We start from the raw sequence: 16,239 nt of genomic DNA, 5'->3' as shown, positions 1-16,239 counted from the left end.
CGAGGTGGAAAGCCTCTATTGCTCAACAAAGATAAAACATCAAGACAAACAACATACCTAGCGCTAGGCTCTAGGTATGTTGTAGCATCATAAATGCATTACATCTGTAACCTTAGGAACAGGATAAATGGCAAATCAGCAACATCAAGCAACAATGAACTACATCAATTACGATGAATCTGGACAGTTGAGCATTGCGCAAACGGCTATTCCGACACCTCAAAAACATGAGGTGTTAATTAAAGTCGCTGCTTTTGGCATCAACCGTGCCGATTTACTGCAAAAGCAAGGTAAATATCCAGCGCCGGATGGAGATAGCGCTATTTTGGGGTTGGAAGCGGCGGGCACTGTTGTGGGCTGTGGAGACCCTCAATTTCAAGGGTTGCTTAACAAACGGGTGTTTGCGCTTACAGCCGGTGGTGCATACGCGGAATATGTGTGTATTGATGCACTGCAGTTGTTTGAAATACCAGATGAAGTTAGTTTTGAGACTGCTGCAAGCCTTGCTGAGGTCTATTTAACGGCATTTGACGCAGCGATTAGATTAGGCGGCTTACAAAAAGCGCAGACGTTGCTTATCCACGGTGGTGCGTCGGGGGTTGGCAGCGCCGCTATCAGAATAGCTAAGGCTGTGGGGGCAAAAGTTGTGACGACGCAAAGCACTGAGCAAAAATGTCAGTACGCCCGCCAGTTAGGGGCTGATTTGGCAATCAACTACACTCTGGATGACTTTGTAGAGGTGATGAAAGCGCAAGGGTTAACGGCCAATGTGATCATTGATCCTGTTGCTGGAGAGTATGTAAGTAAGAATGTAAAAGTGGCGGCTATGGATTGCCATTGTATTAATTTGGCGATGTTAGGGGGGCGTCGGGTAGAGCTTGATATGGCGCAAATTCTAGCGAAGCGCTTTAATTTGCATGGCTCTACGCTGCGTAACAGAAACCAAGAGTATAAGCGGGAACTTGTGAATGCGTTTAAAAAACAATTCGCTAGCAGCATCTTTTCAAAAAATATGGCCATTCCGGTCTATAAAACGGTTGCATTGAGCGAAATTGAATTGGCACATGCAATTTTGCACAAAAATGAGAACTTAGGTAAGGTGGTAGCGAAGGTGTCGTTGTAAATATGGCGATAATCAATAATGTATGTATAATGTATGCTAAATGCAATTTGAGAGAATGTTATGGGCATCGAGCATAAAACACGTACGCAGTTGGTTGCTGAAGCAATTAGAGAAAAGATTTTATCTGGCGAAATCAAAGCGGGTGAACCGTTGCGTCAAGCCGCACTAGCCGATGAACTCAATGTTAGCCGTATTCCGGTACGAGAAGCGCTTTTGCAATTAGAATCAGAAGGGCTGGTAAACTTCGAAGCGCATAAAGGTGCTACAGCAACGCAATTAAGTGCGGAGCAAATCGATGAAATATTCGACCTTCGTGCGTTATTAGAAGCAGAGCTACTGAGCCACTCAATAGCAAACCTAACACCAAGAGATTTGCTCGAGGCCGAGGCGATACTGTTTGATCTCGAAGAGGCCACAGCCGCTGGTGATACCGAATCTGCGACCGGTAAGCTCAACGCACAGTTTCACTCTAAGCTCTACAGTAAAGCTCAGCGCCCGCAAACAGCTGAGCTGGTTGATGTATATAGTAAAAACTCCGAGCGCTATGTACGTATGCATATTTTGTTAGCTGGTGGCATAAATACCGCACCAGAAGAGCACCGAACATTGCTAGAGCTTTGTAAAAATAAAGACGTAGAACAAGCGTGTGCATTTTTGAAAAAGCACATCACGGGTGCCAAAGACGACATCAAACAGCTATTAATAAAAATGGAACAGAACCACAAATAGCACCTAAATGTGAATATTTAATATTGTATGCAATTTTGTTTTGCGTTATGTTATTGCTCAATTATTAGAGCAATAACAATTAATGCTATGAACGCTATCTACCTTCACCGACAACATCAAATCAAGCAACAGCTTAAATTACAACAGATTGATAACCTTTTGGTTTTTGGCTTTGAGAATATTCGTTATCTCAGCGGTTTCAGTGGCAATGCCGCATACCTATTAATCTCCCCGACGAGTAATTACCTGATCACGGACTATCGATACTATGAACGCGCTAAAAGTGAGGCGCACCACTGTGAAGTGATTTGTCGTGATAGAGAGACACAAACGCTTGGTGAGTGTATCAAACAGCTAATGCCTTCGGGTGTAACAGGGTTTGATGCAGCCTATGTAACTGTGCCCGTTTGGCAGGAAATCCACTCTCAGTTACAACATGTGCAAATAACTCCTATTCAAGGGCTTATAGAAGCGCAGCGCGCTATTAAAGACGAATGGGAAATAAACAGTATCAAAAAAGCAGCGGCAATAGCGGACATCGCATTAGCGGATATGCTAAAACTGGTATCTTTGGGCGTGACTGAAAAGGAACTGGCAACTGAGCTTGATTATAAAATGAAAAAGCTCGGCTCAGACGGAGTCAGCTTCGACACAATATTGTTGTTCGCAAAGCGCAGTGCTTTACCACATGGTAAACCAGGAGATACCAAGCTCAATCATCAAGATTTAGTGTTGATAGACTTTGGCGCGGTAGTAAATGGCTACCGCAGTGATATGACAAGAACCTTTGTGTTTGGCGAGCCAACTAAGCAGCAACAACATATGTACGATACCGTCTTATGTGCTCAGCAGGCTGCGCTTGCAAATGTGAAACAAGGGGTTAGCTGCCAGCACTTAAATCACTGCTCAGAAGAAGTATTGTTTGCTGAAGGCTATCAAGATTATGCAGGTAAGGGCTTGGGTCATGGTCTAGGTCTATTTCTTCACGAAGTACCGTTTATTAACAGCAAAACTGACTATACATTGCGTGCTGGGAACATCATTACCATTGAACCCGGCGTGTATTTACCAGATCTTGGTGGCGTGCGTATTGAAGACGATATTCTTGTAACCGAATCAGGCTTTGAGTATCTCACTCATGCACCGAAATCATTTGTTTTACCTAGTTAATAAGGAAGTCTAATATGCTAGTTATTTCACCAGAACAAGTACATCAAACGCTTAGCTTTGAAAGTGTGATCGATGAACTACAAAAAGGTTTTGCAAAACCAGCAGGTACGCCCCCACGTAACGTATATTCACTAACCGAGTCATCAGCTGATGCCTTTGCGGTTTTACCTGCGTGGAATGACGAATATATCGGGGTTAAGGCATTTACATACTTTCCTAACAACGCTAGCAATGGATATGAGAGTTTATATTCAAAGATAATACTGTTTGAACGCGCCCATGGAGTACCGCTTGCGTTAGTTGATGGTACCAGTGTTACGCTTTGGCGTACGGCGTCGGTTTCGGCTCTAGCAAGCAAGTACCTGTCACGAACAAACGCCAAGCACCTAGTATTTTTTGGCACCGGCAATTTAGCGCCGTATATGATCAAGGCGCACCTTGCTGTAAGAGATCTAAATCAGGTGACTGTTATCGCAAGAAATACAAATAAAGCGGCACAGCTTATAGATGAACTTCGCCCGCTGTATCCTAATGTTAAGTTTGCGATTGGTACGTCAAATCAAAGTACCATTGCTAATGCGGATATCGTCAGTTGTGCAACAGGTTCTCACACGCCATTGTTTGAAGGTAGTTGGCTAAAAGAAGGGGCGCATGTGGATCTAATTGGCAACCATCATGCTGATTGCTCTGAATGCGATATCACCACGATAACGCGCGGATCTGTGTTTGTTGACAGTAAAGTGAATGTACTCAAAGAAGCCGGTGAACTGCTTATTCCCATGGAACAAGGGTTATTCACAAAAAGTGACGTGATAGCACAGCTTAGCGAGATGCATGATATGACGTGGCAGCGTCAAAATGAAGAAATCACGGTATTTAAATCTGTGGGCATGGCCTTGAGTGACTTAATAACAGCATCTTTGGTATACAGGCTAAACAGCTAATGGTGGTGTTATTGATATTAGTGGCTTTGAGCATCGTTGTTATATTTACGGCGCTTGCTCAAAGTAAAAAGAAAAGGCTATGGCGCCAAGTGCAGGTTGAGAGACTGACCAAAGTGAAGCAACACACAGCTGGGCCAATAGAGATGCTTAGCGCTTCAAGCCTGTTAGTAGAGTTTACCTTTGATAACAAAAAATATAGTTGTCAGACAGCGTTTAAACAATCACTTTATGACTCGTTTTGTGCTAACAAGGCCACCTATATTTTTATCGATCCTGAGAATCCGTCACAATGTTTAGACAATACATTTGAGAAATCGCGTTATGTTAAGTTGTGGGGGATTTCGACTCTACTGATGATCATTTGTAGCGCACTTAGCTATTTATAATGTTGGTTAGAGTTGCGCTACGTCCACTTTGGGTTACGCTAAGAGGTAAGCATATAATTTATTTTCAGCAAAACCCAGATTATGAAAATCCTCATCGCGCTCATCGTCTTATCTATTACGCAAGCGGCATTTGCAGCACAAAGCGAAATCACACAGTTGCGCATATGTTTTTCAAGATGGTGGCCCTATAATTTCACCGAAGCAGGTGAAGTCAAAGGAATGCAGGTCGATATTCTGAAGAGCGCGTTCAAAAACACAGATGTAGCTTTAACCTTCACGGAATTACCCTTTAAACGCTGCAAAGACTACGTAAAATTAGGTAAGTATGACTTTATCTTAGACATAGATGAGTCTGACAACTTAAACATGATTAATTATTCGCTCTCTTCATGGCAGTTGGCGTTTGCTGTCGCCCAAAATCAGCAATTAAAATCTATTAAAGACACGCAAAACTTGCAGGAATTTAGAGTTATATTGGCGCAGGAGTATGACTACCCCGATGACGTTTATGAGAAACTAACACAGCTCAATGCAGATATTGTTAGACGCTCTTATTACGAGGCGTCGGACGAAGATGCAAAGGCTTTGTTCAGCATTTTGAAAACGTCACATGTTGAGGCGTTGTTGGTAGATAGGTATTGGGCAAAACAGATTGTCAGTAGGTTTAAACTTCCGGTATATGTATTTGACGAACCGCTTCACATTGAGCCTCAATACATAGGTTATAATGCACAACATAGTGCTGATAAGGCGCTGTTACTGGAAAAACAATTACATGCGCTAAGTACTCAGCAATTAAGCCAAATTAGAAATCGCTATCGATAGCGCACAGGGTTTAAAAGGATCATTTTGAAATTAGACAAGTACGTAATGCTTTCTTCACTGGCTGTGTTGTTGGCCTTATTCGATTCTGTTGGCGCTATGCTTGGATTTTGGTCAATTACTAGAAGCGATACGCGCTACTATATCCTAGCGTTTGAATTTGCCACGCTTGGCCTGATGTTGCTAAATAGCCTGTTGATTAAGGCTTCTGTTGAAGGTGTACCTTGGCGCAACGTGTTGGCACAGGGGTGTTTAGCATCGTTGATATTATGTATCTGTGGCGATGTTGTTAACTTTAATTTGAGCAATCATTTTTTTGATAGTAGCAATGTTGTCAAACATGATTATTTGATTGACTCCGTTTTATTTTTTGCACCAGGTTATGTAATGTTATTGCTCGTAATGGGCTACATTTTTAAGCACTACTACAGTGCACAATTCTTAGCGAAGGTAACGTTATTATCGTTTGCTGTGGCGACCTTAAGCTACATCAATATGGTTAATGTAGAAGCTGAGCTTTACATTATCGTAGTAACATATTTTTACAGCATACTGATAACACTCATTGGGGCCAGCGGTATATTACTGTGGTATATGTATGGAATATCTGCGCCATTAGGCATATGGCTCTGTTCGATTGGGTTAGTTTTGGCTACAGTGGCTGACTGTGTTATAGGTACAATGTGGATATTTGGCAATGATGGCCAAGGGTTTTATCCATTGGCCAGAGAGCTAAACTGGGTGCTTTATATCAGCTCGCAAAGCTTAGTGATTCACCTGCCTCGTGTGATTGAATTAACCTGCATCAAAAGGCTCAGCAACTACCAATCAATAGCGGGTCAGTGAGTCAATAAATCAGTTTTACGGAGATTCAATTACATGGAATATTTGTTCGCAGTGATGCTATTTGCAATATCTTCTTCAATAACGCCTGGCCCAAACAATGTATTGGTAATGACATCAGGTGTAAACTTTGGGCTTAGAAAAAGTATCCCTTTGCTATTTGGCATATGTATTGGATTTACAATTATGCTGTTTTTAGTTGGTGTTGGTTTTATGCAAGTGTTTGCGTTATACCCTCAACTTCACCTAGGGATCAAGATAGTTGGCGTAGCCTATTTGCTATATTTGGCCGTGCTAATAGCCAAATCAGCCACATCTTATAATACTGAACAGCAAGGCTCTCCATTGACCTTTTTAAATGGTGCTTTATATCAGTGGGTTAATGCAAAAGCTTGGATAGTAGCATCCGGCGCTATCGCCGCATTCACAACGATCGGAACGGCGGACTTAGAAGAGAATATGCAAATATCAGTTGTCTTTTTACTTGTATCATTTCCATGTGTTGGTACATGGTTGGTGTTTGGCACTGTATTGAAAAAGTATCTAGCTAAACGCAGTTACCGCCAGTGGTTTAACTATACAATGGCATTGTTGTTGGTCTTGTCGGTACTGCCTGTTTTATTCGAAATTGCAAATATGCTTGGAAGTTTAGGGGGATTGTAGTTTGACTTAACCTAATTATGTGTTGTGAACGACCATGAACGCTCATAATTAAAAAGACTCATTATCCCAACACCAAGTTATAAAAGGTAACGTGTAAAAAGGATTTGTATTATGTACAAACTGGCCAAGCTTTTTATCAAAGCCGTATTGCTGATTATTTTAGGCTCTTCAATTATGGGGATTCAAATCTACTTGGACTTTGTTGAAAGTGACAATGCAACTTATAGCGCTTTTTGGTCGTTCTTTTTGATAATTGGTTCAGGTTTGCTGTTGGGGCTTTTCTGTTTGAAAAACCACTTGCAAACAATACGAGCGCCAAATGCAAAAAGTAAAAGCCGAATTAAACTTAGAGTGGACTTTAATTGGTATTTTATCGGCGGCTTATCAACTGCACTTGCAGTTCTGTCTTTGCTGGGGGATGATGAAAAGTTTGATCTACAAGTGAAAAAATTTGAGGTTCATAGCCTGCTCGCAAGCCCAGAGACTTTGTTAAAATACATGTACCCAAAAGCGAGTGGCTGTAAAGACTTTAACAGCGATCCTTACTGCGCATCCATATTGTTGGATTTTACCAACAAATTTGTAATAGATGCAAAGATAAAAGTGAGTGCGCAAGAGCCTATAGAGCTCACTTATAAACCATCGAAAGGTCTCTCTGAGAGTCTAAATAATGATGCAACCTCAAAAGGTGAAGCACTGAGCCAGGTATTAAATTATGCAAAGGATAGAACTAGTTTTCATACTACCGTGTTACCTGTGTTAGATGCATATAATCAAGCTGTAGAAAAAGCCAGATCATGGTCATTTATAAGTATGATAAAAGCATCCCAAACAGTATGGCTTATATTTGCACTTTGTGTTGCTATATGGCGTATTAGCTTTACCGTTGCTGATTACATAACTGAAATAGAATCTGAAAATATAGATATCATAAAAACGATAGAGCGAGTTTTAAAAGGCTCCTTGGTTGGCACCTTGATCATCGCCTTAATAATAAGCTCAGCGTCTTTTGGAATGTGGAGCATCAGTACTTTGCTGACGTTAATACCACTGGTAGTATTTGGTAAGTATCTAAAGTACACATTGCATGATAGGCCAACAACCTAGGAGTTATAAATTCAGCTTGATTAACACAGGCTCGTAATTCACGACCAGCTCTGATTTTGTAACCAGCTTAGAATGGGTATGAAGTCAGGGCATACTCCTAGCGCCTTCACTTGTCCCGATAGTGCCTATACATATTGAGTATGCCCAGAAACTAGATGGGATAGGGGGCATTCACCAACTATTTTGTTGTTTGTTCTTCATGGTAGCGACATGTCTATGAAGCGAAGTAACTTTCCAAGCTGAAGTTTACATCAAGCCTACCTTGGCAAACCAGCTCTGTACCAGCCCCTGCATACTGTTCTACAAGGTTCATCCTATGCGGTTTCAAAGCCCTGCATATGCCCCTATAACTGATCAATTAGTGGTACGTTTATTCTTCACGTTATTGTGATTTCATTGAGATATTTGACGCGACACGGATCGTCAATATTGTCATAGTCTTCATCTGATGAGCGTATAAATCACCGAAATATAGGTCAGATGTGTCAATACAGCGTCCAAGCAACGTAATTTTAGAGACTGACTAATTGGGTTAGATTTGCGCAAGTCGGATTTCCTAATAGTGTCATTAAAAATCAGCATGAAAATAACTGTTATTGAGTAAACGCTCATTTTGAGTGGGCGATATAATAATGTGTGATTTTAATGTTTGCAAATTGGGTAATAATTATGTATTTATTATATGTATCAACTGTATTTGGTTGTGTATTAGATGTTTATTAATAATTATAAGAAGGATTAAGAGATGAAAAATAAGTTGTCGCTATTAATTGTTGCGCCCATCATGTTAACGAGTGTAAATGCATTGGCTGGAACATCAGCAGGAGCTTCACAAGACTGGAATGGCTATTTTAAAGGTCAATGTGAACTGAGCTCACCTAAAAGAGGGGTGTTTTACACCTTCCCCATGTCACTTGAAATTGATGATGTAACCAAGAAGAAAGCGGACTGGATTATCACCTATGGGGAAGGCCAGACGCAGCAAATCAGAAACTATACTTTACTTGAGGTTGATAGCGACCTTGGCCATTACGCGGTTGATGAGAACAACGGCATCGTGATTGATCAATATCTGATTGGTAATGAGTTTATGAGCCTATTTGAAGTTGGCAGCACAAAAATTCAAACTACCTATACGCTGGACTCAAATGGCACTATGGATGTTTCAATGGAGAGTTTTACTTTTGACCCTGTACGAGAAAATAATGTAGGCGCATATACTGTTTCTAGCTATGCATTAAAAACCAAGCAAAAATGTAGGTTGTATAAGTGGTAAGGTTATAATTTTATAATAAAAAGATACTAGTATTTTATTATTAAGGCTTCTTTTTATTGAGGCCTTATTTTTTAAGTTTTTATTATCTTGGTATTAAAAATTTCATAGAGCAATAAAGAAAGAAGGTGTTTAGAATTTGTCCTAAACTAAACCATATATAAAACAGCGGAAATAACGAAGTTTTTGTACAGTAGCAGTGATATTAGCGCATGCCAATACCACTACTGAAGACGGATACAGCCCGATTAGTTCATCACGTTAGTGAAAGATACACCTTTGTGTGTCACTGTCTCGTCAGCTTTGGCTGATGGGCGAGAGTGCTTAACCACAAGTTGCATTTTCCGTGGGTGGAAGAAACCAGGGTTATCATATGTTAATTTAAGTTCATACATACCAGGGCCTAATTTACGCATAGAAACAGTGCGCTTTTCAGCGAGTTCTTTAAACTCAATTGGTAGAGATTCATCTGTAACTTTTGCTGATACAAATTCAACATCTACAGGCTCGCCATCTAGTTTCGCATGTAGCATGAAGTAGTAATCGTGTACACGTCCTCTTAATCTTCTATCAACGAAGTCTGTACTTAGTTGAATTTCTTTTTTAGGGGTAAAATCAGCCTGCTGCAAGCCCACAACTTCGTATAAGTAGTCTCTGTGGATTTTGCCCTTACACTCAGCAATGGCTTGGCGATACCATTTAATTGATTGCCAGTGTAGTTTTAGAACTTGGGCAGCTGCTACTGCACCAATTTTAAGAGGGTTTGGCACGCCGCCACCGTTGCCTGCGGCTACAGTAACAACACTAGGGCTTAGAGCATTAGCAACACCATCTGCGGCTATGCTCAATATAGCGATTGCCACTTCGTCTGGTAATAGGAAAGCTTGAAATGGAAACTCTTCCAACAAATCTTCAACGAAGTCACATTGCTCTTCATTATATGAAGCGTATGTTTTTTCTTGGCTAGTAGAAACGTCAGAAGTCATTACGTTGTATTGCTGGAATTTTGGCGATGACTTATATTCGCCAACAGACTTCTGAAAGTTAGCTACTTGGTATAAATGCTCCGGTAGCTCCCAGAAGTTTGGGTTTGCTTCCATAGCTTGATATGTCTCTATCAGCTGTTGTTGAGACATGTTAGAGACCATATTTTGGGCTTGTTCAAACTGGTTTACAATTTGTTGGCTGTTATTAAGCTGAGCGACAGCGCGAATTGAGTCTTCAAAGTAATCATTTAAGTCACTGCGAAACTCGTTAAGTTCATTGGCGGTCAGTGGGACTGAGGCGGCATTTGATTGAAGTGGCAATACTGCTGAACATACCAATCCTAAGGCTAATGCACATCCTTTTAAATTATAAGTCATAAGGTTTCCTAGTTAGAGTTTTGTTAAAACATGAAATATACATTTCGGAACATATTATTAACTAATGTTTTCCAAAATGGAGGTCCGACCAGAAAAATAACCCATATAAGGCACTGAAATAAAAATTATTATACATAACTGGAATGTTTATTTTGAAATTAACTATTGTAAATTTTGGGATGAGTCTGTCGCTGAGTTATCTGACACTTCCTGATTTGTTTACATATTTAGTTTAAATCAAGGTGTTGCCGCTTTTTTGTTAGCGTAGACAAGAGGAGGCATTGCAGTATGTGGTGTGAATGTAATAGCGTGTAATTTTCATGGTAAATATTAAGTGCATATTTTATGATATTCTATAACGTTGGTGGATGAAATTGCTAATATGATAAAGGGCCGTTAGGCCCTTGAGATAGTAATAAATGGACTATTATTTATCACAAGTATAAGGCTCGGTTTCATCGCTATTGTTATTAAATAGGATGTTTGAAAGTGTAATACTCAACGGACCTCGACTTGCTATTGCAAATGGGCTGTATACTTTTGCCATATTATCTGTGTCTTGTGTAAAACAGTTGGTGGCAATGCTGACGGTTTTCCAAACTCCCAAATCCTCTTCGCTCAGCAGGTTAGTTAACGCGATACCTTGTGAGCAGGAAGCATCGCAATTTACACCTACTTTGGTACTCGCTTGTAATTTACTATTTAGCTTAATATCAAAAGTAAGCGTACTACCTAGCTCACTATATTGACGCATATCATTAGGAAATGCGTGACCGATTTGCACCTTTGCAACATTACGATTTTTAAAAGTGATTTCACGAGAATCTTCTTGAATATAGCGGTCAGTTGTACGCACATTCAGGCTATTGAGCGATGCGGTATTGCTGTCCATTGCAAGCGTTTTACCATCGGCATATAGGCTCAATGACCATGGACTTTTTACACTACCATGCATAACAGCCAGTGACTGCTGTTTTGTAGATTGTAAAGAAGCATTTTCACTTAGCTTGTCCAGTTGTACATCATCTTGATAAGTCAGGCCGTAACCATAAGCAAATAGGGGGGCATAGTCAGAATCATTGACATTGAGTTGTGTATCATCGGGTGAAGCGGGCCAAGAAAATGATAGCTTACCTTTGAAGTCATGATTGATATCTCCATTGGCTTTACGAAACAGCACATCGGCAACACCGTTACCTTCAGAGCCCAACAACCACGCAACCACAAAAGCATCGGACGCGTTCAGTTCTGGGTTAACCCAAAGAGGGCGTCCAGTAATGAATACTGATACAACGGGAATGCCTTGGGCGCGTAACTTTTGTAGTAGGGCAAGGTCTTTGGCATCGCCTCTTTGGTAATCTAAGTTATCCAAATCGCCATTACCTTCAGCGTAAGGGTCTTCGCCAAATACAACGATAGCGACATCTGGTTTCGCTTGGTATGAGCCATCGGCGCTTAGCTGAACGTTCCCGCCATTTTGTGAAACCACCTGCTTAATGCCGTCATAAATGGAGCTACCTCCAGGAAAATCCTCATTTTGATTGCCAGTACCTTGCCAAGTAATGGTCCAACCGCCAGATTGTTTGCCTATGTTGTCGGCGCCGTCGCCTGCAACCAGTACATTAAGGTTGGGTGATAACGGTAACAGCTGTCGATTGTTTTTAAGTAGCACCAGCGACTCTCGAACGGCTTGACGAGCAACCGCTCTATGTTCAGGATGGCCAATCAGCTCAGTTTTACCTGAAAGTGCACGGTTAGCGGGGCTTGGTTTATTAAATAACCCTGCGCGGAATTTGACCCGTAAGATACGAGATACTGCATCATTGATACGCGCTTCGCTGATTTCTCCACTTTTCACTTGTGCTATGGTGTTTTCTAGTAACGGCTTCCAAGCTTTAGTTGGGACCATAAAAATGTCGAGGCCGGCGTTAATACTTTGGCTGCAACTTTCGTTTGAGCACCCTGCAACTTGACCATGCCCATTCCAGTCGCCAACCACAAAGCCGTCAAACCCCATTTGTTGCTTTAACACATCAGTAAGAAGATACTTATTGCCATGAATTTTTTCACCATGCCAACTATTAAATGAGGCCATAACGGATTGCGCTCCCGCACCTAGCCCTTGTACATAGCCTTGTGCGTGAATCTTAAATAGGTCTTGTTCTGAATCGATATTGTTACCTTGGTCATCGCCACCTACCGTGCCGCCGTCACCAACAAAATGCTTAACGGTACTGATCACACGGTTGTCAGCCAAAAACTCATCGCCAGGGCGACCTTGTAGACCAGAAACGATAGCCGCAGCGTACTTGCCAACAATTTCAGGGTCTTCGGAATAACCCTCATAGCTTCTGCCCCAGCGATCATCACGCACCACAGCAACGGTTGGTGCAAATACCCAATCAATGCCCGTTACCATAACTTCTCGGGCAGTGATGGCAGCTATTTGCTCAATCAGTTTTGGGTTATTTGCAGCGCCAAGGCCGATGTTGTGTGGAAACAGTGTCGCGCCAATTACATTGTTGTGGCCGTGAACCGCATCGGTCCCCCACATGGTTGGAATGCTGATACCATCTAAGCTGTCATCCATAGATGCTTGATACATTTGCTCGGCAAGTGTGATCCAATCGGCAGGGGTTGCGTGTTTGTCGTTGTTTGGAAATGCACCACCACCATTTAGGTAAGAGCCAAAGCCATATCGTCGCATATCTTCTACGCTGACATCGCGGATCTCTGGTTGTATCATTTGTGCGACTTTTTGTTCTAGCGTCATCGAGCCTACGAGCGCCGCTACCTTTTCTTCTATGGCCGGATCTTTGGGCACGACGCTTGGAAGTTTTGGCCAAATTTGCTTGCTGGCATTTGCTTGGTTATCGGTGTTTTGTAAACATCCTGCAACACCAAGCAATGCAATGCTTAAGGTGATAAATGAAGCTGTATTTTTCATAGTTTTTCCGGTTGACTCTCAAATCGTTTGAATTTCTTTGGTGTAGTTCCAAACATGCCGTAAAAGGCGATGTAAATGAAGCATAGTGCTGGTAAAACAAATGACACCTGTAGCCCGATGCTATCAGCTAGCATCCCTTGCAGTAATGGCACAATAGCGCCACCTACGATAGCAAGGCATAGCAAGCCTGACGCTTGGGCCGTTTGTGATTTTAGTGATTGGATAGCCAAGCTAAAAATAGTGGGAAACATAATGGAGTTACACAAGCCAACCAGCAGCAGTGACCACATTGCGAATTGACCATTACCGATAATCGCAAAACTGACAAGTAGCGTACCTGCAAGTGCATTAAACATCAGCACATGGGCTGCGTTGACTTTTTGCATGACAGCAGCACCGATAAAGCGACCGACCATGGCGCCGCCCCAGTAGTAAGTGATGAGGTGAGCGGCATGTGCCTCTTCAAGACCAGCAATATTTTCAAGCCCTATGTAATTAATTAAAAAGCTACCAATGGCGACTTCACCGCCCACATATAAAAATAAACCAATAGCGCCTAAAGTCAGGTGCTTATGATGCAGAACGGACAGAAGGGTATTTGGCGTGACGGTATCGGCGCCTTGTTCATGGTTTTTGTGAACGATCGCAGGCAGTTTTAAAAACGTGAATAGCACCGCTAATACCAGCAACATTGCACAAAGTAGCAAGTAAGAAAACTGTACGCCGCTGGCATCGGTTTCACTGCCTTGCGACACAACGCCTGCCGATAAAATAAGCATACTGCCAAATGCTGGCGCAACGGTTGTTCCTAGAGAATTGAATGCTTGGGTCATGGTCAAGCGTGATGATGCTGTTTTGGCGTCGCCAAGAATGCTCACAAACGGGTTGGCTGATACCTGCAGTATGGTGATGCCGCTGGCGAGCACAAATAGTGCTGCTAAAAATAGGCTGTATTGTCTAAGCGCCGCTGCGGGATAAAACAACGCACAGCCGAGCGCAGCTATGACTAAGCCAAAAACAATTCCTCGTTGAAAACCAAGCTTACCGACTAGTTTCCCCGCAGGAAGAGAGACCACAAAATAAGCACCGAAAAAGCAGAACTGGATAAGCATTGCTTGTGTGTAGGTGAGTGAAAACATCGCCTTTAGGTAGGGGATCAAAATGTCGTTCAAGCAGGTAATGAAGCCCCACATAAAAAACAATGTTGTAAGGGCACTTAATGCAAACATATGATTTGTGTTGGGTGCGTGTTCGGCTTGACCAGATGGTGGCAATGCCGTGGGTGAACCTGCCATGTTATTACCTCGGTTAAATTAAAATGTTTTTATTTTAGTAAGTTACATTATTAAATAGTGAAAAAACTTGACCTATTGCAGGTTTGCAATTACCGTTTATTTAAAAATGTAAGCGCTTTCATTTATAGCATAATCACCTCGTAAAGCAACACGCAAGTATTTTTTATCATGTTGTTGGTCGGACAAAGAGCGCAGGCAAAACCATAACAAGCAAAGAGCATAGCTAATGACATCACTAAGACTTAAGAGCGATTCACCGTTAAATAACGAACAATTTACCTTCGGTGTCGCAACATCTTCTTATCAAATCGAAGGGGACCGCGCCGCTAGGCTTGAAACAATTTGGGATAAGTTTTGTGAAGGCGAGGGTAATATAGCGGATGGTTCAAACGGAGATGTAGCTTGTGAACATATCAAGCATTGGCAGCAAGATGTTCAGATGATAGCGGGGCTTGGCGTTGATGCGTATCGATTCTCAGTGGCTTGGGGGCGTATCTTAAATCGAGATGGCAGTATCAATGAGCGAGGACTTAAATTTTATGTGTCTTTGCTAGATAAGCTAAAAAAATTAGGGATAAAGGCGTATGTAACGCTCTACCACTGGGATTTACCACAGTATCTTGAAGATGCTGGTGGCTGGCTAAATAGAGACACAGCGTTTGCATTTGCCAACTATGTGGATGTGGTGTCCCGCGAATTTGGTAATAGAGTATATTCATATGCAACGCTCAATGAGCCTTGGTGTAGTGCATATTTGGGTTATGAGGCGGGCATTCATGCACCAGGTTTAAAGAGTAAGCAATTTGGTAAGCAGGCCGCGCACCATTTACTACTTGCTCACGGCCTTGCTATGCAAGTGTTAGCAAAAAATAGCCCGAGCAGTAAAAATGGTATCGTGCTTAACTTTAGCCCGTGTTACGCGGCCAGTTCCTCTGAGCAGGATGTCGCGGCTGCGCGCTTAGCGGACGAGCACTTCAACCAGTGGTATATCAGGCCGTTGCTTGAAGGTCGCTACCCAGATGCGATTAATGACATGAGCGATATCCACAAACCCATTATTGAGTCAGGGGATATGAGTGTAATTTGTCAGCCAATTGATTATATTGGCGTTAATTACTACAGCCGTGCCATTTATCAGCATTGTGACGAGGACGGATTTAAGGTTAAAGCACCAGAGACAATGTGTTTAACAGACATGGGGTGGGAAATTTACCCAGAGGGCTTATACAAGCTACTCACTGACTTAAATCGGCGCTATCAGTTACCTGAGGTAATTATCACTGAAAATGGTGCGGCGATGAAAGACGAATTAGTGGCGGGGGTTATTGACGATCAGGACAGAATTGCTTACTTACAAACACACTTAGCGGCGATTGAGAAAGCGATAGGCGCAGGCGTTGATGTAAGCGGCTATTTTGCATGGAGCCTAATGGATAACTTTGAATGGGCTGAAGGATATAAAAAGCGTTTTGGGATTGTTTATGTTGATTATAAGAGTCAAAAACGTACATTGAAGCAAAGCGCAAAAGCATATCGGGATATGTTGCTTGGGCGGTTACATAAATAGAGATAA

General features: G+C 42.0%; 14 protein-coding genes. 11 read left to right on the top strand and 3 right to left on the bottom strand.

Annotated features, from left to right (window positions below):
* The first annotated feature begins 154 nt into the window (after positions 1–154).
* The 10 genes from L1070_RS00640 to L1070_RS00595 all read left to right on the top strand — a co-directional run bounded on the left by L1070_RS00640 (position 155) and on the right by L1070_RS00595 (position 9,063).
* Positions 155–1,123: an NAD(P)H-quinone oxidoreductase gene (locus tag L1070_RS00640; RefSeq protein WP_237124239.1), complete on the top strand. Its 969-nt coding sequence runs from the start codon at positions 155–157 to the stop codon at positions 1,121–1,123.
* 60 nt (positions 1,124–1,183) lie between these two features.
* The gene (locus L1070_RS00635) at positions 1,184–1,852 is read left to right on the top strand and encodes a GntR family transcriptional regulator (protein ID WP_237124076.1); all 669 of its coding nucleotides are present in this window, start codon (positions 1,184–1,186) and stop codon (positions 1,850–1,852) included.
* Positions 1,853–1,939: 87 nt separating this feature from the next.
* On the top strand, positions 1,940–3,022 hold the full coding sequence (locus L1070_RS00630) for a Xaa-Pro peptidase family protein (RefSeq protein ID WP_237124075.1): 1,083 nt from the start codon (positions 1,940–1,942) through the stop codon (positions 3,020–3,022).
* Positions 3,023–3,036: 14 nt separating this feature from the next.
* Positions 3,037–3,966 (top strand): ornithine cyclodeaminase family protein, encoded by a 930-nt coding sequence (locus L1070_RS00625; protein WP_237124074.1) that lies wholly within the window; start codon positions 3,037–3,039, stop codon positions 3,964–3,966.
* Entirely contained in the window at positions 3,966–4,352 is a 387-nt protein-coding gene (locus tag L1070_RS00620) for a hypothetical protein (RefSeq protein ID WP_237124073.1), read from the top strand. The genes L1070_RS00625 and L1070_RS00620 overlap by 1 nt, the downstream gene beginning before the upstream one ends.
* Before the next feature lie 81 nt (positions 4,353–4,433).
* Positions 4,434–5,177: a transporter substrate-binding domain-containing protein gene (locus L1070_RS00615; protein ID WP_237124072.1), complete on the top strand. Its 744-nt coding sequence runs from the start codon at positions 4,434–4,436 to the stop codon at positions 5,175–5,177.
* Between the two features lie 24 nt (positions 5,178–5,201).
* Positions 5,202–6,020, top strand: coding sequence for a hypothetical protein (locus L1070_RS00610; protein WP_237124071.1), 819 nt, complete (start codon positions 5,202–5,204; stop codon positions 6,018–6,020).
* 33 nt (positions 6,021–6,053) lie between these two features.
* A complete protein-coding gene (locus tag L1070_RS00605; protein ID WP_237124070.1) occupies positions 6,054–6,680 on the top strand; it encodes a LysE family translocator in 627 nt (208 codons plus the stop codon).
* Between the two features lie 111 nt (positions 6,681–6,791).
* Positions 6,792–7,787: a hypothetical protein gene (locus L1070_RS00600; RefSeq protein ID WP_237124069.1), complete on the top strand. Its 996-nt coding sequence runs from the start codon at positions 6,792–6,794 to the stop codon at positions 7,785–7,787.
* A 745-nt stretch (positions 7,788–8,532) separates the two neighbouring features.
* Positions 8,533–9,063, top strand: a complete 531-nt coding sequence (locus L1070_RS00595; protein ID WP_237124068.1) for a hypothetical protein — start codon at positions 8,533–8,535, stop codon at positions 9,061–9,063.
* 245 nt (positions 9,064–9,308) lie between these two features.
* Here L1070_RS00595 and L1070_RS00590 read toward each other — a convergent pair whose 3' ends face one another.
* The 3 genes from L1070_RS00590 to L1070_RS00580 form a co-directional block, all read right to left on the bottom strand.
* On the bottom strand, positions 9,309–10,424 hold the full coding sequence (locus L1070_RS00590; protein ID WP_237124066.1) for a hypothetical protein: 1,116 nt from the start codon (positions 10,422–10,424) through the stop codon (positions 9,309–9,311).
* Between the two features lie 427 nt (positions 10,425–10,851).
* A complete protein-coding gene (locus L1070_RS00585) occupies positions 10,852–13,371 on the bottom strand; it encodes an exo 1,3/1,4-beta-D-glucan glucohydrolase (RefSeq protein ID WP_237124065.1) in 2,520 nt (839 codons plus the stop codon).
* Positions 13,368–14,600 carry a sugar MFS transporter gene (locus L1070_RS00580; RefSeq protein WP_237124238.1) on the bottom strand — a complete coding sequence of 411 codons (1,233 nt, stop codon included), beginning with the start codon at positions 14,598–14,600 and terminating at the stop codon, positions 13,368–13,370. The genes L1070_RS00585 and L1070_RS00580 overlap by 4 nt, the downstream gene beginning before the upstream one ends.
* Before the next feature lie 292 nt (positions 14,601–14,892).
* On the opposite strand from L1070_RS00580, the gene L1070_RS00575 reads away from it, so the two are divergent.
* Positions 14,893–16,233, top strand: a complete 1,341-nt coding sequence (locus L1070_RS00575) for a GH1 family beta-glucosidase (RefSeq protein WP_237124064.1) — start codon at positions 14,893–14,895, stop codon at positions 16,231–16,233.
* Positions 16,234–16,239 lie beyond the last annotated feature (6 nt).

Origin of the sequence: Pseudoalteromonas sp. MMG022, assembly GCF_021654245.1 — a bacterium.
Classification (GTDB): Bacteria; Pseudomonadota; Gammaproteobacteria; order Enterobacterales; family Alteromonadaceae; genus Pseudoalteromonas; species Pseudoalteromonas amylolytica.
Note: the sequence above shows the minus strand (reverse complement) of the source record. Positions and strands in the feature narration are given on the sequence as shown.